A 21,590-nucleotide genomic window follows, 5' to 3' on the forward strand; every position below is an offset into this window, starting at 1 on the left:
TGCACGCTTTTTTATTTATTTAAAGGTGTGTTAAAATAAGAGAAGAAGTGAGGAAATTTAATGGAAAAAAATATAGTTGATTTACTCAAGCAAGAACTTAAAGCGTACAGTCCGCATCAAATTGATGCGGTTTTAAAATTATTGGAAGACGGAAATACCGTGCCCTTTATTGCTCGTTATCGTAAAGAGGTTACGGGGACGTTGGATGAAGTCCAAATTCGAGAAATTGAAGAACGTCATCACTATCTTGAAACGTTAGAAACGCGTAAAGAAGAAGTGCTCCGTCTTATTGATGAGCAAGGAAAGTTAACGGATTCTTTGGCGCTGGAGATTGGGAACGCAACCGTACTTCAAAAAGTTGAAGATTTGTATCGTCCTTATAAGCAAAAACGGCGCACAAAAGCAACGATTGCGAAGGAAAAAGGTCTGGAACCACTCGCGGATGATGTTTTCTCCTGTCCACGTGATTTTAATGATGAAGCTCAAGGAACGTCCTATTTAAATGCTGAATTTGACTTAATTACGTTGGAAGATGTTTACCAAGGGGTTCATGAAATTATTGCGGAACGCGTCGGGGATGAGCCAGCATTTAGAGAGTGGATTCGAGATTATACAATAAATACAGGTGTTTTATCGACAGTCCTAAAGGATGACACCAAAGATGAACGTCATGTTTATGAGATGTATTACGCGTTTACCCAACCCGTTAAAAATGCTGCATCGCATCGGGTTTTAGCAGTTAATCGAGCTGAAAAAGAGGGTGTTATAAAGGTCGATATCGTTGTCGACGAAACAAAAATAATGCGTTATTTGGATCATCAAATTATTGGAAACAAGACGGATTCTCCAACGGTTCACAGGGTCAGAGCGGCTTATGAGGACAGTTATAAACGATTTATTAAACCAGCGATTGAGCGCGAAGTTCGGAATATGTTGACGGAGGAAGCGGATAAACAAGCCATATCTATTTTTGGAGAAAACTTACGAAATCTACTGCTGCAAGCACCGTTAAAAGGTCGTACTGTCATGGGATTTGATCCTGCATATCGTACCGGATGCAAGCTCGCTATTGTAGATGAAACGGGGAAAGTCTTAGCGATTGATGTCATTTATCCACACAATCCCGCACCTGCCCATAAGCAACGTGAAGCGGCTCAGCTTTTTATCGATTTAATTGAGAAATATCATGTTGATATGGTGGCGATTGGAAATGGTACAGCAAGTCGAGAATCGGAAGTATTCGTAGCTGAAAACCTTAAAAAAGTAACGACAAAAACCTTCTACCTCATCGTGAACGAAGCGGGTGCATCGGTGTATTCAGCAAGTGATATTGCACGCAAAGAATTTCCGGATTTACAGGTTGAACAACGTTCGGCGGTAAGTATTGCACGCCGAATACAAGACCCCTTAGCGGAGTTGGTTAAAATCGATCCAAAATCTGTCGGAGTTGGACAATATCAACATGATGTAAGTCAGAAAAACTTATCAAATCAGCTGGATTTTGTGGTTGAAACGGCCGTTAACCAAGTCGGTGTTGATGTCAATACTGCGAGTCCACAATTATTGGAACATGTTGCAGGACTCACTAAAACAACTGCGCAAAACATCGTGACGTATCGTGAAGAGAATGGTTCCTTCGATTCGCGGACACAAATCAAAAAGGTACCTCGATTAGGGCCGAAATCATTTGAACAAGCCATTGGATTTCTTCGCATTCCTAAAGGAAAAAATATTTTAGATAACACAGGAATTCACCCTGAAACCTATGTCATCACCAAACAACTTCTAAGCGATGAAGGCATTGCACTGAAGGATCTTGGTACGGAAGCGACACGAAAACATTTGGAGTCCTTATCAATCAATGCATTATCGGAGAAATACGATTTAGGAAAAGAGACACTTAACGACATCCTTAAAGCATTAATCGCCCCTGGTCGTGATATGCGTGATGCGATGAGTGGTCCACTTCTACGTTCAGATGTTTTAACGATGGAGGATCTGAAATCAGGGATGGAACTAAATGGTACTGTTCGAAATGTTGTCGATTTTGGAGCGTTTGTGGACATTGGCGTAAAGCAAGATGGACTCGTACATATTTCCAAACTAAGCAATCAATTTGTGAAACATCCGACGGATGTCGTTGCAGTTGGTGATGTTGTGAAAGTTTGGGTTGTGGATGTGGATGCTGCCAAACAACGTGTTCAACTTTCAATGATTCCCATGTCACAATCAAATTCATAAGAAAAAATGGTCTTCATCTACGTAAAGGTGAAGGCTTTTTTTGTGCTTTGACGAAAGAATGATTGAAAAACAATAAAAGAACAACAAGGATTTGTTAAGCTTGTGTTAAATTTTGGTGGTGAAAAGGTCGTTTTCCTATCCTATTTATATAGGGGCAAATTGAAGCGTTTTCTTTCGTAAATGTCGTACATACCCTGGTGTATTATTCATTGAAAAAAAACCTTCAATGTGTTACGATTTACCCGTATTCACAGTGTTGAATGAAGGAGTCGATAACCCGTTATGAATGTCTAACTTTTCTTACAGAAAGTGGATGCGAACAAAACGGGGTTTTTTTGAGATTATGGAGGTGCTTATGGCAAAGAAAATTCAAGTTGGTGTGATTGCGATTGTGGCAATGATTCTAATGTTCTTTGATTGGCGAATGACTCTTGGTTGGCTCATTGGCTGGGCATGCCTCTTAACGTTGGGATTTTTCAGAGAAAAATTTTATGCGGTTATGCTCGATGAGGATCAATTTACTGTAGGGAAATATATCCGGTATATCATATTTGTATTTGTAATCTTATGGTTACCATTATTACTTGCATTTATGTTTCCTAATGCAATTAACCCGTATGCATTAGCGGCATCGTATTTGATCGATCGACTCATATTATTTATGTCGGGATTATTTACAAAGGAGAATAAGCATGGTACAGAGTGAGCTCTATTCAGTCTTGATCTTAACGATTGCTGTCTCCGCCTTGATTTATGTTATTGGTACAAAGCTTAAAGATTTAACGCTTGAGGAGCGTCCGAAAGGATTGGTACTTAAAGCAGTACTCTATGTTCAAACCATAACTACGTTTACTGTGCAGAACATGGGTGAAAAACATGGGAAGCGCATGGCGGCGTACATTGGGAGTGTATTTATTTACATTCTCTTAGCAAATATGATGGGTTTAACGGGATTAGAAGCACCGACAAGTAACTATAGTGTTACACTCGTTCTTGCGATTATAACGTTTGTTCTCATCCAAATTGCAAAGATTGACGCGAATGGTGTTAAAGGATACATCAAAGGTTTCTTTGAACCGTTCTTCCCGTTTGTAATTCCAAACTTTTTCGGTACAGTTGCACCGCTCATTAGTTTGTCATTACGTTTATTTGGGAACGTATTATCGGGAACGGTCATTATGACATTACTCTATACGTTTACAGCATGGGTAAGTAGTTTTGTTCCAGTAATTGGTGGATTCAACTTTATGGGTGTAATTGTAGCCCCAGTATTGCATTTGTATTTTGATTTGTTTTCTGCATTTTTGCAGGCATTTATATTTATTTCATTGACATCAATTTTAATTGCTGTCGAGTATTCAGAATAAGGAGGATTTAAAATGGATACAGTTAGTGTTGGTAGAGGGTTAGTAGCGATTGCTGCTGCTTTAGCGGTTATGACAGGGATTTTCTCAACAATTGGACAAGGTTACGCAGCGGCTAAAGCTGTTGAAGCTGTAGGTAAAAATCCAGAAGCAGAAAGTAAAATCCGCGCTATGTTAATTCTTGGTGCTGGTATTGCTGAAACAGCTGCTATTTATGGTATGTTAATTTCATTCTTGTTAATCTTTGTATTTAAGTAAGATATTAGGAGGGTTCTATGACTATCGATATTGCACAAAAGTTAATGCCAAATCTCTTGACGATGGCAGCTCAGCTTGGTGCTACATTCGTAATATATTTGATGTATAAAAAATATTTACACGAACCTGTTCAAGAATACTTAGAAAAACGTTCGGAATTAATTGAGAGCGAAGTAAAAGAAGCAGAAGCACTTAAGCTAGAATCAAAAAAACTTAAAGAAGAACAACGTCATGAGTATGTTGTCGCAATGGAGCGCCTAAAGAAAATTGAAGGCGATATGATGGCCGATGCTGAAGCAAAACGTAAAGATATTATTGCGTCTGCTCAAGTAGAAATCGATCGTCGAGAAGCTGCATTGCAAAAAGAATATGAATTAGAAAAGAAAAAACTTTATACAGAAGTTCAACAATACATGCTGCAAGTTGCGGTCGATGTAAACCGTAAGGTTTTACAAGATGCGGAACTCAACAATCTAAATATGATGGATGATCTTGCGAAGGAAATGAATGCTTATGATTATAAGCACTAAAGTCTACGCAGAGGCACTTTATCAAGTGGGTGTTGAAACAAGAAACCCCATGGAATTCTATAACGCATTACAAACGTTTCAAGAATTTTTAAACGATGAAGAATTTTATCGTATTATGACGGCAACGTTCTTGGATCAAGATGCGTTGGAACCAGTATGGAGTGAATTGGGGAAAACATTTCCTCAAGAAGTTGTAAAATTTCTCAAGATGATTCAAGATGCGAAGTTGATGAGCGATTTTGATCGTATTGTACGAGAATATCGTGATTTCCTTGAAGAAGGTAAGCATCTCAATGTTGTTGAGGTTACAAGTCCAAATGTATTAAGTGAAAACGAAAAAGAACAATTAATGGCCAATTTAAAATTACGCTATGAAGGTGTTTTTGAGATTGACTATAATGTTGATGCTTCGTTGATTAAGGGTCTTGTGGTACGTGTCAACCATGATATTTATGACACAAGTATTAAAAGTAAATTAGATCGAATCTTAAACCAGGGAGGATTAGAGAATGAGTAACCAAACTGAAAACATCTTACAGATGTTAAAGGAAAAAATTAGTACTATCGAATTTGATGAAGCCAATGTAGATGTTGGTAAAGTCTTCAAAGTTGGTGATGGTATTGCCTTTGTGCGCGGTTTAGATCAAGTTCTATCTGGTGAGATGCTCCGTTTCAATGATGAAGTATTTGGTTTGGCACTAAACTTAGAAGAAAACCAAGTTGGGGTTGTACTTTTAGGTAACGACAAACTTGTAAAAGAGGGCGATGTTGTTTACCGTACAAACCATATTATTGAAGTTGGTGTTGGTGATGCACTTTTAGGACGTGTTGTTAATGCTTTAGGTCAACCAATTGATGGTCAAGGAGCCATTGAAACGGTTGATGTCCGTCCTATTGAACGTGTGGCACCTGGGGTTATGACGCGTAAATCGGTACACGAACCACTTCATACTGGAATTAAAGTCGTTGACTCAATGATTCCAATTGGAAAGGGACAACGTGAGTTAATTATTGGTGACCGTCAAACTGGAAAAACAAGTATTGCTTTAAACGCTATTTTGAATCAAAAAGGTCAAAATGTGAAATGTATCTATGTTGCGATTGGTCAAAAAGCATCAACGGTTGCAATGGTTGTTGAAAAACTTAAAGAACATGATGCACTGGATTATACAGTTGTTGTTTCAAGTACTGCAAGTGAATTAGCACCGCTACAATACCTTGCACCTTATACAGGATGTGCAATTGGAGAGCATTGGATGGATAATGGCGAAGATGTTCTTATTGTCTATGATGATTTATCCAAACATGCGGTTGCTTATCGAACCATTTCACTCCTCTTAAGAAGACCTGCAGGTCGTGAAGCGTATCCTGGAGATGTTTTCTATCTTCACTCACGCTTACTCGAACGTTCTGCAAAGCTTAATGAAAATTACGGCGGCGGTTCAATGACTGCGTTACCAATTATTGAAACGCAAGCAGGTGATATTTCAGCTTATATTCCTACAAACGTTATTTCAATTACGGATGGTCAGCTATTCTTAAACTTAGATGCATTCAACAGTGGGGTTCGTCCTGCTGTAGATAGCGGAATGTCTGTTTCACGTGTAGGTTCAGCAGCACAAACAAAAGCAATGAAACATGTAGCATCGTCACTAAAACTAGAACTTGCAACGTATCATGAATTATTGAGTTTTGCTCAATTTAGTTCAGACATTGATGAAGCAACTCAAAAAACGATTGACCATGGTCGTCGTTTAACAGAACTTCTAAAACAAGGTGCACTTACAAAGACACCACATGAGTTGATGATTATTAGTATGTTTTTAAATAAATATGGCTATCTTGACCAATTAGAGGTTAAGGAAGTTTTACCGTTTGAAAAACATTTACATGGTCGTTTTGTTCAAACACATACCGATGTGCTTGATCGCATTAAAAAGGACTATGTCCTTGATGATGCATTAATCGAAGACTTAAAAACAATTATCGATGAAGAAATAAGTGATTTTAAGGCGGCGCATCATGCCTAATACTTCAGGTATAAAAAAACGTATTAAATCAATCTCTTCAACTCAAAAAATTACAAAGGCGATGAAACTTGTTTCTTTGAGTAAATTACAACGTTATCGTGATCAAATGAGTGAGTTCAAAGAATATTATGAAGCCGTAACTAAGGTTTCTGAACAATTTATTCATTTTGATGAGGCGATTATTGATGACACCCCGCGATTGTACCTTGTAGTCATGCCGGATTTAGGGTTGTGTTCTGCATATACCCAAGGTCTTGCACGTAAACTGTTAGAAGTTTATCGTGAGGAGGATATGGTTATCAGTCTTGGTGCCCAAGCTTATGAATTTTTAAAAACACGAGGTGTAAACATCATTAATCAAGAAGTTTCAAGCGAACGTATTGAACTTCACGATATTATTAAAACGATTAACCCGTATGTATCTACACATCAAATTGTCGCAATCATACCCGAGTATGAAAATGCGATGACCCTTGATTTTAAACTTCATATCTTGAATACGAAATCAAGCGGTCGTCGTGATGATGTCATCTATGAACCAAGCTTTGAAGAAGCATCGGAAATGATGATTAAACAATCATTGATGAGTCTCGTTAAATATACATATCTAACTTCAAAAGTTAGTGAACATACAACACGTCGGATTGCGATGGAAAAAGCAACTGATAGTGCTCAAGATATGATTGACGATCTTGGCCGCAAGTACAATCGTGTGCGTCAAGAAGCAATCACACAAGAAATATCAGAAATTGTTTCTGGAATGGAGGTTTCTTAGATGAAAGGTCGTATCGTACAAATTGTCGGTCCTGTTGTGGATGTTCGCTTTGATAAAGAGCACATGCCAAAACTATACAATGCATTAAAAGTAAAACATGAATCAATGGATGTTACCCTTGAGGTATCACAACACATTGGAAATGATTTAGCGCGTTGTATTTCTATGGGTCCTACAGATGGCTTATCGCGTGGCCTCGAAGTTGAGGATACAGGTTTTGCTATCAAAGTTCCGGTCGGAAAAGAAATTTTAGGCCGAATGTTTAATGTATTGGGAGAGCCAATCGATGAACAAACATTTAACACAGAAGGTGTTGAAATGCATGAAATTCACCGTGAAGCGCCACCCTTTAAAGATCAACAAACTACTAATACTGTGTTAGAAACAGGTATTAAGGTTATTGACTTACTTTGTCCGTACCCACAAGGAGGAAAAATTGGTCTCTTTGGTGGAGCGGGTGTTGGTAAGACGGTTTTAATGCAAGAATTAATTCATAACATCGCAATTGAACACAGTGGTCTTTCTGTTGTTGCGGGTGTTGGTGAACGGACACGTGAAGGGAATGACCTCTATCACGAAATGAAAGATGCGAAAGTTCTTGAAAATACAGTTCTTGTTTATGGTCAAATGAATGAGTCACCTGGAGCTCGGATGCGCGTTGCGTTGTCGGCTTTAACCATGGCTGAAAATTTCCGTGATCAAAACAAACAAGATGTTCTGCTTTTCATCGATAATATTTTCCGTTTTACTCAAGCAGGATCAGAGGTTTCCGCGCTACTTGGGCGTATGCCTTCTGCTGTTGGATACCAACCAACTCTTGCAACTGAAATGGGTCAATTACAAGAACGTATTACGTCGACAAAATCAGGATCGATTACATCGATTCAAGCAATTTATGTACCAGCGGATGACCTTACGGATCCAGCTGCTGCCATTACGTTTACGCACTTAGATGCAAAAACGGTATTGGATCGTAATATTGCAGCGCTTGGTATTTATCCAGCGGTTGATCCACTTGAATCAAGCAGTAATCTACTATCGGAAGATGTTGTAGGTGCAGAGCACGTTTACGTAGCAACAGAAGTTCAAAAAATCTTACAACGTTATAAAGATTTACAAGATATTATTGCAATTTTAGGTATGGATGAATTAAGTGAAGATGATAAGTTGACGGTTAACCGTGCGCGTAAAATCCGTAACTTCTTGTCCCAACCATTCTTTGTTGCGGAGACGTTCTCAGGAATTCCAGGGTCGTATGTGCCAATTGCTGACACAATCCGTAGCTTTAAAGCAATTTTAGATGGGGAAGTGGATCACTTACCAGAACAAGCATTCTTGTTCGCATCTACAATTGATGACGTTTACCGTAAGGCAGGCGTAACAAAAGAAAATGTTTAATCTAAAAATAGTTACACCAGAAGGAGCATATCGGAGTGTGGAGATTGATTCCATCACACTCCCAACTTCTGATGGGCAACGCACGGTGCTCCAAGAACATATGGCAATCGTATTGCCAATTGAAATTGGAATTATGTATACAAAATCGAAAGATGGAAGAGAAAATTTTGCAGTTTCGGAAGGGTTGTTCACATTTGAAGACAATCAAGGAACACTTTTGGTTTCTACAATTGAAAGTGAAGAAGAAATTGATTTCCATCGTGCTGAACAGGCACGAATTCGTGCCGAAAAGCGTCTAAATGAAAAGAAAGAGTATGAGGATGGACTTGATTTAAAACGAGCTCAGCTTGCTCTTATGCGTTCATTATCGAGGTTGAGGTTGAAAAAATGAAACGTAAATTTAAAAAACTTACAATTCCTCAATATATTGCACTCGGTTTCGCACTAACAATTTTTGTTGGTGCGACCTTGTTGTCTTTGCCAATATCGAGTCAAAGCGGTCATGCAACCAATTTTTTGGATGCATTATTTACGGCGACATCTGCAGTCTGCGTGACAGGTCAGGTTACACTCAATACCGCAGAACATTGGAACTATTTTGGAAAAACGGTGATCATTACTTTAATTGAAATTGGTGGACTTGGGTTCATGTCAATTATCGTGATGTTTTTTGTCTTTATAGGAAAACGTCTCAATCTGCGTCAACGTCTGATTGTTCGTGAAGCCATAAATACGGATAGTTTATCGGATGCGCAGTTTCTCATTCGTTATATCATTCGCTTTTCGCTCACAATTCAAGCAATTGGAGCATCCCTTTTGGCGATTGATTTTATTCCGAGATTTGGAATATTAAAAGGAATCTATTTCTCTGTTTTCCATAGTATATCCGCATTTTGTAATGCAGGATTTGATTTATTTGGCGACAGTTTGGAAGGGTTCACTCAAAATCCACTTGTAATCCTTACAATTGGTGGTCTTATAGTCGTGGGTGGCTTAGGGTTTATCGTCTGGCGCGATGTGTTATCGTATCGACGAAATCGTAAATTACTTATGCATACCAAACTTACACTGATAACCACACTTTCCATATTAGGAGTAAGTTTTTTACTCTTTTGGTTAAGTGAGAGTCGCAATGGAACGTTTGCGGATTTACCATTCCATATGCAACTTATTAATTATCTCTTTATGGCGATTACCCCGCGTACGGCAGGTTATGCGAATGTTAACTATGCGACGGTTTCGTCAATGGGTATTTTTGTTACAATTCTCTTAATGTTTATTGGTGCTTCAGCGGGTTCAACCGGTGGTGGTGTTAAAGTAACAACCGTTGCTACCATTGTGCTCTTTGTTCGTGCTAAATTAAGAGATGAACAAACACATTTTAAGAATCGATCCATCTCTCATGAAAAAGTAGAGAAGGCGCTCTTAATTGTATTTGCTGGGATTATTATGGTCTTACTTGCTTCACTCATCCTTCTGATTACAGAAACGATACCTGAGCGTTATGGTATTGAATACGTATTGGTAGAAGTATTCTCGTGTTTTGGAACTGTGGGTCTAACCATGGGCCTCACACCAAATCTAACAGTGATTGGTAAAATTGTATTAATCGTATTAATGTTTGCTGGGCGAATTGGATTATTAACATTCTTCCTCTCGTTTGGTGGCCGTGCAGAAAAGAAAGAACCGTTAATTCGTTACCCTGAAGGGAACGTCTTAATCGGATAAAGGAGCGAAATAATGACAAATAAAACTGTTGCTATCTTAGGGCTTGGATTATTTGGAGCATCGATTGCGAAAACATTAGCGCGACATAAAGTTGATGTTATTGCGATGGATTCGAAAATGGAACGTGTTGAAGAAGTAGCGAATTTAGTGGAGCATGCAGTCCAAGCAGACTTCACCAAACTTGAACAACTCGAAGCTGCAGATGTCGCAAATGCCGATATCGCAATTATTGCATCGGGAGAACGTTTGGAATCCACAATCCTTGGTGTCCTAAATCTCAAAAAATTGGGCTGTAAACATGTTATTGTGAAAACAAAAAATATGGATTACTATGAAGTTCTTAAAAAAGTAGGAGCCGATCGTGTTGTTTTACCGGAAGTTGAAATGGGAAAAAGACTTGCAAACGAAATTGCGAAACACAGTGTAATTGATGCCTTGCGCATTGATGATCGATACAATATTGTTGAGATTCATGCACTCTCATCATGGTATGGTAAAAGCATTAACGACTTAAATCTTCGTCAAGAATACGGTTTTAATATTCTTGGTATGAAATGTGATAATAATCAAGAATTTCAAATTCTTGTGAGTCCAGAATACAAAGTACGCGAAGGTGATCTCTTCTTTGTATTGGTAGAAGAAAAAGATCTACAACGCTTTAATGATCTTGAAGATCATCATGAATAAGAAAAGGACAATCTTTTAAAAGATTGTCTTTTTTTAAGCAAATGTCTTTACTATTATACCGTAGGGGGTATAATAGTGTCATAAGGTAAATAACCAAAAGGAGTGTAACAATTATGACATTACATATAACAGATAAAGATTTTAAAGAACAAACTTCAGAGGGACTTGTATTTGTAGATTTCTTTGCGGAATGGTGTGGACCATGTAAGATGCTCGCACCTGTTATTGATGAGCTTGCAGATAAATATGAAGGCAAAATTAAAGTAGCGAAATTAGACATTGATGAAAACCGTCAAACAGCAACGGAATTTAATGTTATGAGTATTCCGACAATGATCTTGTTTAAAGATGGCGAACCTATTGAAAAAATCAGTGGATTCCAACCAAAACAAGCACTTGAAAAATACTTAGACAGTAAATTATAATTTATAAAGATATTATATAATGTGGCAAGTGCCACATTATATTTTTTAGGAAGGGTATAACTATGTATAAAACTATTATGACCCCCGAATTAGAATCACAACTTGGTCGCAAAGTGCCTTTAAATATAATTGATGTCCGGGATGAATGGGAATATGAAAGCGGTCATATTGATGGCGCAATCAATATTCCACTGGGTGAATTAAACCGTCACTATACCAATCTTTCGAAAGAGATTACGTACCATATTATTTGTCTTACGGGACATCGTTCTCAAGAGGCATCACGTTTTCTTGCGGACAAAGGATATCATGTTGTGAATGTAATGGGTGGTATGTCGATTTATAAGGGAGCGATGTCACTATGACATGTGAAAAACAATTATTAAACCGTTTAAAACGTGCGGAAGGTCAAATACGTGGCGTTACACGTATGCTTGAAGAAGGAGAGAGTTGTCAGGATGTGCTAGTCCAATTGACTGCTGTTCGATCAAGTGTGGATCGTATCATTAAACTCATAGCCGTAGATAACCTCCTTGATTGTGTCGATGAATCGGGTCGTGATCATGAACGGGTTCAAGATGCAATCAACCTTATTGTAAAGTCTCGTTAAAACACATTTAAATACAAAAACAAAAGCACCTATGCAGTAGGTGCTTTTATTTTACATGTTGTATTATTGATTTCATAACGAGTCCAGATCAGTCCGAGAAGGATTAATACGAGAGAAAGTAATTTGTACGGAAGTCCGGCTAAAGGAAGTGCAATCACAGAGAATGCAATTCCGATATTCGCAAAAAATGCAATAACACAAGGGGTACACCCGTAGGTAAGAATTCCGAAAAGAATGGATACAAAGCTGAGATTTGCTCCTTTACTTTCGATACCTTTGAGATCTACCATTACTGTGTTTAATACCATCAACAGGCCACTGAGTAGGGCCATGAGTAGATTCATAAACACATTGATAATAACGAGATAAATACCATATTCAAGCATCATCTCACGGTAACTGAGGTTGAAAGAATCGATGAGCGTATAGATTCCTAGAAAGAAAATCGTAAACAACGCAAGTTTCATCAAAGACCTCGGTGACTTTAATTTCTGCAATGCTTCATTAAACATCTTTGTTCACCTCTTATTATTACACAACCATTATACCACAGGGGGTATATATAAAAAGGAATATGCCTCGAATTACTTATGGATTGAATAATATTTGACATCAACACTTTGGGGTGGTATCTTTTTAGAAAGCGCATTCAAATGCAAGGTGTTTTAAGGAGGCGAAATCATGAAATGCGATCAGATTGAGTTGAAGAGTCAGGAAGATGAACTTCCGTGTAGCTCTAAGAAAAAAACAATAAGTATTCCGAAGGTTAGCGGTCATTTTCTAAGTGGATGTTTTGGTAATGACGTAGGTGTAGATAGGCAGTTATGCATTGCTACAAAACCAAGGTATACAGATTGTGATGGGTCGTATAAACATGATTATTCGAAACCAACGAAGTGTTCAATAAAAAAACAATTGGATGAACTTCATGAATGGTGTCAGGGTAAGATATCGGGGCATTTTTCGCCACGCTATCACGTTTTGACGTTTACGCAATTTAATCCTCAAACTAAAACAATAAGTGTACGCAATAATTTTAAGTATCTAAACACGGAACATGCGGTGTTTCGGTCGTGTGTGCTCAAGGATGGGCACAGCATTGAAGGATCAAAGTCAAGTTTCAGCCTGGTTTTAGATGTGGGTGAGACTCAAGAAATAAGTATCGATGTACCAAGTTTTTATGAATTTGATGCGATGTATCATCTAAATCTATACGTTATGGACCCTTATACCGATGAAGCGGTATTGTGTCATCAAATACGTCTGCATCATTTGGTAAAGCAAGAAGTAACAATGTCGGAGGAATTTAAACCGCTATCAGTCGTGGAGACACAAACCCGTTGCACGGTAACAGGTGAGAAGTTCTCGTTATCGTTTGATAAAGAAACGGGTTTTATGGACTCATACCGATACGATGGGGATGAAATGCTTTCACGACCGATGTCTTTGTTGTGTAATCGTGGTCCCATGAATTATGAAGACAATGAGCATTGGAATACTTTTACACATGCGTGGGCGCAGGAAGGCGTTAAATCGTCAGCACAGCATTTTTCTATTGTAGTCGTTAATGATTCAAGAATTCGGATTACAACACGTAGTGTGCTTGTAAACGGGTCTGTGGCCCATACTGTTTATAAGATCTTTGCTGATGGACGTATTTGGGTGCGACAAACCTTTAAACCGGCAAATCACTCAGGACTCTCAATGATTGGAATTGCAATTCCATTAAAGCGTGCTTATGATACCTTGGCGTATTTTGGAAAAGGACCCCATGCAAATTATAGAAACCTAAACGATGAATTGGGTTTTGCGGTTTATCATGAATCCCTTGAACAAGAGGTAAGCTCAAAGACATTTCGAAATCATACACAGGTGTTTTGGGCGTCCCTAACGAATGCATCGCGACAAGGACTTATGATTAAGTCGGATCGAGTACCGTTAAATGTTGGAGCACGCAGAGCACTTGATCAAAGTGTGGAATGGATTGTAGCGATTGATGTAGTTGGATGGCTCTCGAAGCATGATCCGCAATTTCTAGATGTACATCGTGAATATCATTATGAATTTGAATTGATTCCTGTTTTAAAGGGACAAGAAGATGCGTATTATAAAGTAAAAATGATATAAAAAAACATGCCGATAATGGAGTAGTAAACTAAAAGTAGACAAGTAAAAAAGACTTGTCTACTTTTTTTGTGTAATAATAAAATCAGAGATAAAACGGAGGTATTAATGATGGGAAGACCCAAAGGTGGATTAAATAATAAATGGACTTATGAGGATCGTATTAAAGTCGTTACACGTCATATTGATGAACATATAAGTGCTGCGAAACTATCACAAGTCCTAAAGGAACGATTAATGGTTGGATTGATCGATTCATGCGCGATGGTAAAGAGGGTTTAAAAAACAAGAAAAAGACAGGAAATCATTTTTCTGCGCTTCATACGAGTAAATCATTAACTGAGATCGAACGACTTCAACTCGAAATTCTAAAACGAGATATTGAGATTGCACGATTAAAAAAAGGGTACCAGGTGAAAGGAGTTGGTGTAAACAAGGAGTTCGTTACTTTAAAAGACAAGAATTCCAAATAGCACATGACTTATCTTTTAAACATCCGATTACGTTCATTCTTAGATTTATGAATTTGAACCGATCTGGTTATTACAAGTGGTTAAAGCATAAGGATGATCTCAATATTTATGAACAAAAAAGAGCGATTCTTAGCTTTGTGATTAAAGACTGGCATCGCCGTTTTCCAAGTTATGGTTATCATGATATCGCTGCAGTCATGAGAAAGCAAAGTGATTTAGGGATTGAATTTTCCGATAATTTAATCCACAAGTGTTGCAAGTTTTTAAATATTAAATCAAAAGTTAAACACTATTCCTATAAAAAACCTGGAACACAAAGTCGAATTTATCCTAATATTATAAAGAATCAATGGAAGGCAACCAAACCTTTAGAAATTATTGTTTCAGATATGACACATATTCGAAACAAAGGGATTAATTATGAATGGACTTTAATGGTTGATACTTTCAACAATGAAATTATAAGTTCTGCATTATCGCGTACAACTGGTGATCCTAAGCCTTACTACAAGTGTCTCGAGGATCTCCTTGCGCTACTTAAGGATAATAAAAAAACAGCTCCCACGATTCTTCACACAGATCAAGGAGCTGTCTACCACTCTAAAGCTTTCGCTAAAGCGCATGAAAATTATAACATAATTAGATCTATGTCGCGAGCTGGAACACCTACAGATAATCCAATTATCGAATCATTAAATGGATGGATTAAAGCAGAAATGGCGTGTGATTATCAATACTGGTCCGTAGATAACTTTGAAAATTTTATCGAAGAATATGTACATTATTTCAATTTTGAAAGACCTGCTTACTGTTTAAATTACAAAACCCCTATCCAATATAAAATGGATAAGGGTTTCTAGTCTTTTATTAATGTCTACTTTTGTTTGACAACTCCACCGATAAGGCATGTTTTATTTTTCTAAGGCTTTGAATGCTCTCCAACTTCCTTCCGGAAGAAGAATTGCTTCATGAAACCGAACATCATGATCTTTAAGGTTATAGAAGTAAACTCCTAGCTCTACGGTTTCACCATTTTCTTTGGTAATGGTAGAGGGGATGCGCTTATACTCATCATCATCACGGCCATTATACCCTTCCATTGCATCAATATCATCGATGATAAGACTGAGGTCTTTGACTGTAATGATTTCACCCCAAACCTTTGTGTCGCCTTCTTGAAGAAGCGCGGGATATCCTTTATAAGGCATATCGTACAAGGTTCCAAGAACATATGCTTTTTCAATTGAAACAACATGTCCATCGACATATTTATTATAATTAAAAAACCCTTCCATTAAAGATCCATAAACAAACATTTGATTATTCATTAGCTGATTGCGCCACCTTGAATCTTATGATCTTCTTTAACGGTTACAGCTGTTGCGATACACACTTCTAAACCTTTAGCGATTTGTTCTAAGGTTAAACTTGGTGCAGTAGGCTTGTCCATAACTTGTTGTGTTGCGAAAGGAACATGAATAAATCCACCACGAACATTAGGATATTTTTTATCAACAAGATAAAGCAATCCGTACATCAGGTGATTGCATACAAAGGTACCCGCAGTGTTCGAAACACTTGCAGGAATTGATGCTTGTTTCATATTCTCAACCATTGCTTTGATTGGCAAGGTAGCGAAATAGGCTGCTTTACCATCTTCAAAGATTGTTTCATCAATAGGTTGATTCCCTTCGTTGTCTTTGATGCGTGCATCATCTTGGTTGATGGCTACACGTTCTGGTGTAACCCCAAAACGATTTCCAGCTTGACCAACACAGATGACAATGTCAGGTTGATGTTTAGCCATCGCTTCATCTAATACCTCAACCGATTTGTTGAAGACGGTTGGAACTTCGAGTTTAAGTACTTCGGCCCCTTCGATTGTATCAGGGAGTAATTTAACTGCTTCATAAGCAGGATTCATTTTTTCCCCACCAAATGGATCAAAACCTGTAATTAAAACTTTCATAGATACGTCCTCCTTCAATAATTAATTAGAAAGCTAAGAAATACATCAAGAAGATATGGATTACGAGCATAATAAGAGCCATAGGTGCTTGATATTTAATAATAGAATATTGTGATTTTGTCTCAAGTAAAGCAGCAGGAACAATATTGAAGTTCGCAGCCATGGGTGTAAGTAAAGTACCACAGAACCCTGCTGTCATTGCAAGCGCACCTGCAATGAGTGGGTTTGCACCTTGAGCAAATACAAATGGAATCCCAATTCCAATTGTAATAACGGTAAATGCCGCAAACGCATTTCCCATAATAATAGTAAAGATGGCCATACCAACACAGTAAGCAACAACACCTGCAAAGATGTTTCCATTAGGAATAAAGCTACCAAGTAGTGTTGCGATAAGATTTCCGACACCTGCAGTTGTGAAGACAACGCCAAGCGCTGAAAGTAATTGTGGCAAGATGCTGAATGAACCCATTGTACGCATGAGACGCGTTGCATCATTTACGACCCCTTTAGGTTTTGTTTTTGTAATAATAAAGGTTGCGATTAATCCACATGCTGCAGATAATCCAATTGCAATATACCCTAAAACACCAGCACTAACACCGGGCGCAATTTTGGGTAATACAAAGGAGAATAAGAATGCTCCAATTGCAATAAATACAGAAGGAATAAAGATTTTAAATCCAATTCGATCTGATTGTTCATCACGGAAATCTTGAGAAATTTGCTCAATATCTCCAATATTAACCGTCTTCATAAATGAAAGAACTCCAAGTGCTAAGACAAGTAATCCATTAATATTATTAGGAATATATTTACCTAACATAAATAGTACGGCTAAAATAATCCAAAATGATGCGGCACCGTATTTACGGTTATCATCAATATTGCGGTATGCTGAAATCGCTGTAGCGATAAAAATACATCCGACAATCATATACCACATTTCTAAGAATAATTCCCAAAAATTTGCTGTCATAATTATTTAGCCCCTTTCTTAATACGGCGATCTAACAGAACTGTTTGAACGCCTCCAAGTACTAGAGCAATTACAAAGACTGGAACGCTCCAAAGTGCAATGCCTTGGTGTGTTACGTCATAACCTTGTTCAACCAGTGTTTCAACAATTAAGATAACACCACTTGCATAAGGAAATAAGTTTTGACCAAAGAAGTTACCATAGTTTTCAGCGGCAGCAGCCCCTGCTTTAATTTCTTCTTCCTCGGCAACCGTAAGTGCAGAACCTTTTTCTTGAATTCCAGCACCTTCAGCCATTGGATGAATGAGTGGACGGACAAATTGTGGATGTCCTCCTAAACGTAATGCGCCAGCAGCGGCAGCTTGACGAATTAGTTGGTAAACCCAAATTACACGTCCTGCTGTAAGAACTTTCATTTTTTGAATTAGTTTTACAGCTTGTTCTTTTAATCCATAACGTTCACATACCCCAACTACTGGTAACGTTAGGACAAAGATTGTTAAACCACGGGACTTAACAAAGTTAGAACCCAATGTTTCTAAAATCTCGCCAAAGTTCATACCACCAATTAACGCGGTAACAACGGCAGCGACTAAAACAACAGCGATTGAATCAATTTTCATTGCAAATCCAACAACAATAATAAGTACTCCAACTAGGAGCCAAAGATTAACAGTATCGACCATACACTTCTCCTCTCGTATAGATTTAACTATACGTAAGATTATAAAATGAAACAGGATTCATTACAACTATAAGACGTCGGTATTTTTATGATTGAAGCCATCAACTTCCAAAAACCAACTTATTTTCATGAATTTATGCGATAAAAATTAATCACAAATCAAAGAATTGAGGCTTTAAACAGGGGGTATTTAACGGTTTCAGCGATTTTCAGAGTGGAATGCGTGATAAACTGAAAAAATAAATCAAAATAAATGTAAGAAATCGAAAAACGTGCGTTTGCACACATGATTTTCACGTTTCAATCACATATAAATGATATGATTTATTAGATAAAAAAGAAGTGTTTTACACTACGTATGAATTGCGTATGATAAAATATTTTTATTGATAAGAAAGAGGTGTTCGACATTAACGAGAAACAAATTAATGAGACAGAAGAAGTAGTAGAAAAGGAAGTAAGAGAGCCTGAATTTTCACGACATGATTTTGGCTGGGAAAGTCTTGCTTCTGTGGAAACGTCTCGACAAAACCAATTAATTTCAGAAGTATACAGTGTTATGAGTACAGGGGATGATGAACGCATTGAGTTTGTCAAGAAAGAGTGGGAATCTTTATCAGAAGAAGGAATCGATGAAGATTTGGAAGAAAAATTTAAAGCAGCACTTGATCAATACGAACATCGTCAAGAACGACTTGAAAGTGCACGTGCAATTAAAAAAGACTTGATTGAACAAGCTGATCAATTAAAAAAATCTACAGACTGGAATAAAACTGCAGTTAAATTACAAGAACTTCAAAAACAATGGAAAGAAGCAGGGTTTGCAGGTCAAGATGTTGATCAAGAACTTTGGGAAAAATTCCGTGCAATTAATGATGAGTTCTTTGATGCTCGCAGTGCTCATTTCGAAGAGATGACATTGCTTCGTAAAGATGCGAAAGCATTGAAAGAAGCCTTAATTGAAGAAGTCGAAGCCATTAAAGATTCAACGGAATGGAAAGAAACATCCGATGCAATGCGTGACTTAATGACACGTTGGAAAGAAGCTGGCTTTGCGGGACGTGAACATGAAGACCGTCTATGGGAAGTGTTTAATGGTCATCGTCAAAGTTTCTATCAAAAGCAACGTGAATTCTTTGACGGATTGCGTGCAGAACAAGATAGTGCTCGTGAGAAAAAAGAAGTGATTATTGGAAAGGCAAAAGCGCTCGTGGAATCATTCAATGATGCAACGACACGCGAAAATATGGAAGCGTTGTTTAATGAATGGAAAGAGGCAGGTCATAGTGGACGTGATCATGAGCCAAAACTATGGGATACCTTTAGAAGCATTCAAGACGATTTCTATGCACGCATAAAAAATCGCGATTTTAATCAACAAGAATCCCGTCGTCATGAAATTGAAGAAGAACTTGAACTTCTTGATGTACGTTGTGATGCTTTAGAAGAACTCAACGAAAAAATTAAAATTAAGATTGCGAGTCTAGAGGGACAAGCACAAACCAATGATTCTGAAACGTTACAAGAAGAAATTGCGGGTCTTAAAAACAACTATGAAGAAAATGAAGCGAAGCTCGATGAATATGTTCGTGAACAAGCAAAACTTCAAAACGAATTAAATCGGATCTTCTAGGATTAACCACTCTTGCATGAGTGGTTTTTTTATGGTCTAATAAACATGAAAAGAGGATTCTATGAAAAATAAATTAATGAAAGCAACGTTAGTTTTTCTTTGTGCATTTTTAGGATTTGCAGGGGGTCATATGGCCCAAAAATTATCTTTTACTTACAGTATGGGGCCCCTTAATATTTTTCTCGCTTCAATGGGGTTTATCATACTCAGTTTTGTCATTCATATTGTGATGCATGAAACCGGTCATCTTATTTTTGGACGCATCACCGGTTATCAATTTATCTTGATCCGTTTTTTTTCCATTACTTTGATTAAAACGGATCAGGGTTATCAATTAAAGTCGTTAAATATTCCAGGAACAGCAGGGCAATGTTTAATGATGCCACCCAAAACGATGAATGAACCATTTCCAACGCAACTTTATAATCTAGGCGGAATTATTACCAATGGAGTGATTGCTTTAGTGTCCTTAGGTGTACTCTTGGCTGTGCCCGTTGGGCCCTATATGCAAATATTCCTAACATTACTCATCTTACTTGGGATTTTCGCAATTCTGGTTAATGGACTCATCATGGAAGATACACCCAACGATGGTTATAATGCTTCATTATTGAGACATCGACCAGGATTGCGTCCTTATTTCTGGTTACAACTCTATGTTATTGGCATGAAGGCACTTGGAAAAGGGTATGATGAACTTGATCCTCATCTCCTTCAATCGATTCCACTTCGTGATTGCGACAATCCGATTGGACTCACAGCACAGCTTATTTATATCGAATCGCTATCATCAAATCGTGAACGTATTGCGGCATATGAAGCTCTTCAAGAAATGAATATGATTCCACTTCAAAAAGTTTTGGTTGAGATTGATCATGCTTCGTGTTTGATGTTGGAAGGAGAAATCGTCGAACCGACCCCCATGATGAATACAATTGTAAAGAAAATAAAGGGCAATCCGGATTGCCTTAAGTTTGAGTATTTAAAAGCGGTTGTGGTTGATAAAAACCCCGAACGTGGTGCTCATATCCTTGCGACATTTTTAAAGGATACCAAACATTACCCTTATCGTCATGATGTAGAATTAATCTATAAAGAACTCATGGATTTCGAAGCGAAACAAAACCATGGAAATGTTTGAGAAAATGATTCGCGGGGAGATGTATCGAAGTGATGATCCAACCCTAATGCAACTGAATTTAAAGGCATTGACGTGTACGATTCGAGCCAACTTGGAACCGAGCGGAGCGCTAAGATCAGAAATCTATCGTGAGATTTTAGGAACAGCTCCGGAAACCTTTTGTATTTGTCCGGGATTTGCGTGCGATTATGGTATAAATATCCATCTGGGTAATCATTTTTTTGCGAATCATAACTGTGTGATGTTGGATGTCTGCGAGATCCGATTTGGAGATCATTGTATGTGCGGACCAAACGTACAGATTTATACTGCAACACATCCAATCGATCCTACACAGCGTAATTCTGGGTGGGAGTATGGAAAACCGGTAACAATTGGAAATAATGTCTGGTTGGGCGGGAGTTGTGTGATTTTACCTGGTGTTTCATTGGGAAATAATGTCGTGGTTGGTGCGGGTTCAGTTGTGACACAAAGTTTTGGTGATAATGTCGTCATTGCGGGAAATCCCGCGAAAATCATTCAAACGAATGCATATTAAAA

General features: G+C 37.9%; 27 protein-coding genes. 22 read left to right on the forward strand and 5 right to left on the reverse strand.

Translation table 11 applies throughout. The features are described from left to right. The first annotated feature begins 60 nt into the window (after positions 1–60). The 15 genes from AAG186_RS01875 to AAG186_RS01945 all read left to right on the forward strand — a co-directional run bounded on the left by AAG186_RS01875 (position 61) and on the right by AAG186_RS01945 (position 12,046). Positions 61–2,241, forward strand: coding sequence for a Tex family protein (locus tag AAG186_RS01875; protein ID WP_161637036.1), 2,181 nt, complete (start codon positions 61–63; stop codon positions 2,239–2,241). 355 nt (positions 2,242–2,596) lie between these two features. Continuing rightward, positions 2,597–2,947, forward strand: coding sequence for a hypothetical protein (locus AAG186_RS01880; RefSeq protein WP_125164197.1), 351 nt, complete (start codon positions 2,597–2,599; stop codon positions 2,945–2,947). Continuing rightward, a complete protein-coding gene (locus AAG186_RS01885; RefSeq protein WP_200549223.1) occupies positions 2,934–3,608 on the forward strand; it encodes a F0F1 ATP synthase subunit A in 675 nt (224 codons plus the stop codon). Before AAG186_RS01880 ends, AAG186_RS01885 begins: the two co-directional genes overlap by 14 nt. A 12-nt stretch (positions 3,609–3,620) precedes the next feature. Next, entirely contained in the window at positions 3,621–3,863 is a 243-nt protein-coding gene (gene atpE / locus AAG186_RS01890) for an ATP synthase F0 subunit C (protein WP_003775506.1), read from the forward strand. Between the two features lie 17 nt (positions 3,864–3,880). Next, positions 3,881–4,393, forward strand: coding sequence for an ATP synthase F0 subunit B (locus AAG186_RS01895; protein WP_125164199.1), 513 nt, complete (start codon positions 3,881–3,883; stop codon positions 4,391–4,393). After that, on the forward strand, positions 4,371–4,910 hold the full coding sequence (atpH, locus tag AAG186_RS01900; protein ID WP_342621889.1) for an ATP synthase F1 subunit delta: 540 nt from the start codon (positions 4,371–4,373) through the stop codon (positions 4,908–4,910). The genes AAG186_RS01895 and atpH overlap by 23 nt, the downstream gene beginning before the upstream one ends. Continuing rightward, complete coding sequence (atpA, locus tag AAG186_RS01905; protein ID WP_125164201.1) at positions 4,903–6,423, forward strand: F0F1 ATP synthase subunit alpha; 1,521 nt, start codon at positions 4,903–4,905, stop codon at positions 6,421–6,423. Before atpH ends, atpA begins: the two co-directional genes overlap by 8 nt. Then, positions 6,416–7,198, forward strand: a complete 783-nt coding sequence (locus AAG186_RS01910; protein ID WP_125164202.1) for a FoF1 ATP synthase subunit gamma — start codon at positions 6,416–6,418, stop codon at positions 7,196–7,198. Before atpA ends, AAG186_RS01910 begins: the two co-directional genes overlap by 8 nt. Then, positions 7,199–8,596 (forward strand): F0F1 ATP synthase subunit beta, encoded by a 1,398-nt coding sequence (gene atpD, locus AAG186_RS01915; protein WP_161637038.1) that lies wholly within the window; start codon positions 7,199–7,201, stop codon positions 8,594–8,596. Next, complete coding sequence (gene atpC / locus AAG186_RS01920) at positions 8,589–8,987, forward strand: ATP synthase F1 subunit epsilon (RefSeq protein WP_125164204.1); 399 nt, start codon at positions 8,589–8,591, stop codon at positions 8,985–8,987. Before atpD ends, atpC begins: the two co-directional genes overlap by 8 nt. Next, entirely contained in the window at positions 8,984–10,324 is a 1,341-nt protein-coding gene (locus AAG186_RS01925; RefSeq protein WP_161637039.1) for a TrkH family potassium uptake protein, read from the forward strand. The genes atpC and AAG186_RS01925 overlap by 4 nt, the downstream gene beginning before the upstream one ends. Before the next feature lie 12 nt (positions 10,325–10,336). Then, positions 10,337–11,011: a TrkA family potassium uptake protein gene (locus tag AAG186_RS01930; protein ID WP_161637040.1), complete on the forward strand. Its 675-nt coding sequence runs from the start codon at positions 10,337–10,339 to the stop codon at positions 11,009–11,011. 113 nt (positions 11,012–11,124) lie between these two features. After that, complete coding sequence (gene trxA, locus AAG186_RS01935) at positions 11,125–11,436, forward strand: thioredoxin (protein ID WP_161637041.1); 312 nt, start codon at positions 11,125–11,127, stop codon at positions 11,434–11,436. A 62-nt stretch (positions 11,437–11,498) separates the two neighbouring features. After that, entirely contained in the window at positions 11,499–11,801 is a 303-nt protein-coding gene (locus AAG186_RS01940) for a rhodanese-like domain-containing protein (protein ID WP_161637042.1), read from the forward strand. Beyond that, positions 11,798–12,046 carry a metal-sensitive transcriptional regulator gene (locus tag AAG186_RS01945; RefSeq protein WP_003775485.1) on the forward strand — a complete coding sequence of 83 codons (249 nt, stop codon included), beginning with the start codon at positions 11,798–11,800 and terminating at the stop codon, positions 12,044–12,046. Before AAG186_RS01940 ends, AAG186_RS01945 begins: the two co-directional genes overlap by 4 nt. Positions 12,047–12,075: 29 nt before the next feature. Here the strand turns inward: AAG186_RS01945 and AAG186_RS01950 are convergent, their stop codons facing one another. Beyond that, entirely contained in the window at positions 12,076–12,513 is a 438-nt protein-coding gene (locus tag AAG186_RS01950; protein WP_202606000.1) for a hypothetical protein, read from the reverse strand. A 214-nt stretch (positions 12,514–12,727) separates the two neighbouring features. Between AAG186_RS01950 and AAG186_RS01955 the strand changes: the two genes are divergently transcribed. The 4 genes from AAG186_RS01955 to AAG186_RS01970 all read left to right on the forward strand — a co-directional run bounded on the left by AAG186_RS01955 (position 12,728) and on the right by AAG186_RS01970 (position 15,503). After that, a complete protein-coding gene (locus AAG186_RS01955; protein WP_342621890.1) occupies positions 12,728–14,173 on the forward strand; it encodes a benzene 1,2-dioxygenase in 1,446 nt (481 codons plus the stop codon). 105 nt (positions 14,174–14,278) lie between these two features. After that, positions 14,279–14,452, forward strand: coding sequence for a hypothetical protein (locus AAG186_RS01960; protein ID WP_164503749.1), 174 nt, complete (start codon positions 14,279–14,281; stop codon positions 14,450–14,452). Continuing rightward, positions 14,428–14,643, forward strand: coding sequence for an ArsR family transcriptional regulator (locus tag AAG186_RS01965; protein WP_125164248.1), 216 nt, complete (start codon positions 14,428–14,430; stop codon positions 14,641–14,643). Before AAG186_RS01960 ends, AAG186_RS01965 begins: the two co-directional genes overlap by 25 nt. Then, a complete protein-coding gene (locus tag AAG186_RS01970; RefSeq protein ID WP_275143506.1) occupies positions 14,640–15,503 on the forward strand; it encodes an IS3 family transposase in 864 nt (287 codons plus the stop codon). Before AAG186_RS01965 ends, AAG186_RS01970 begins: the two co-directional genes overlap by 4 nt. A 51-nt stretch (positions 15,504–15,554) precedes the next feature. Here the strand turns inward: AAG186_RS01970 and AAG186_RS01975 are convergent, their stop codons facing one another. Genes AAG186_RS01975 through AAG186_RS01990 form a run of 4 tightly spaced genes read right to left on the reverse strand, consistent with a single transcriptional unit; the run spans position 15,555 to position 18,277 of the window. Beyond that, positions 15,555–15,971, reverse strand: coding sequence for a gamma-glutamylcyclotransferase family protein (locus tag AAG186_RS01975; protein WP_342621891.1), 417 nt, complete (start codon positions 15,969–15,971; stop codon positions 15,555–15,557). Then, positions 15,971–16,612: a pyroglutamyl-peptidase I gene (gene pcp, locus AAG186_RS01980; protein WP_003775477.1), complete on the reverse strand. Its 642-nt coding sequence runs from the start codon at positions 16,610–16,612 to the stop codon at positions 15,971–15,973. The genes AAG186_RS01975 and pcp overlap by 1 nt, the downstream gene beginning before the upstream one ends. A 25-nt stretch (positions 16,613–16,637) precedes the next feature. Then, positions 16,638–17,591, reverse strand: a complete 954-nt coding sequence (locus AAG186_RS01985) for a DUF979 domain-containing protein (protein WP_161637045.1) — start codon at positions 17,589–17,591, stop codon at positions 16,638–16,640. A gap of 2 nt (positions 17,592–17,593) precedes the next feature. Further along, positions 17,594–18,277, reverse strand: a complete 684-nt coding sequence (locus AAG186_RS01990; protein ID WP_161637046.1) for a DUF969 domain-containing protein — start codon at positions 18,275–18,277, stop codon at positions 17,594–17,596. A gap of 399 nt (positions 18,278–18,676) precedes the next feature. Between AAG186_RS01990 and AAG186_RS01995 the strand changes: the two genes are divergently transcribed. The 3 genes from AAG186_RS01995 to AAG186_RS02005 all read left to right on the forward strand — a co-directional run bounded on the left by AAG186_RS01995 (position 18,677) and on the right by AAG186_RS02005 (position 21,588). Next, a complete protein-coding gene (locus AAG186_RS01995) occupies positions 18,677–19,909 on the forward strand; it encodes a DUF349 domain-containing protein (protein WP_200549478.1) in 1,233 nt (410 codons plus the stop codon). A gap of 61 nt (positions 19,910–19,970) precedes the next feature. Then, positions 19,971–21,050 (forward strand): hypothetical protein, encoded by a 1,080-nt coding sequence (locus AAG186_RS02000; protein ID WP_331836307.1) that lies wholly within the window; start codon positions 19,971–19,973, stop codon positions 21,048–21,050. Beyond that, entirely contained in the window at positions 21,043–21,588 is a 546-nt protein-coding gene (locus AAG186_RS02005; RefSeq protein WP_342621892.1) for a sugar O-acetyltransferase, read from the forward strand. The genes AAG186_RS02000 and AAG186_RS02005 overlap by 8 nt, the downstream gene beginning before the upstream one ends. The last annotated feature ends 2 nt before the right edge of the window (positions 21,589–21,590 follow it).

Origin of the sequence: Erysipelothrix sp. P66 (assembly GCF_038682365.1) — a bacterium.
Taxonomy (GTDB): domain Bacteria; phylum Bacillota_I; class Bacilli_A; order Erysipelotrichales; family Erysipelotrichaceae; genus Erysipelothrix; species Erysipelothrix piscisicarius.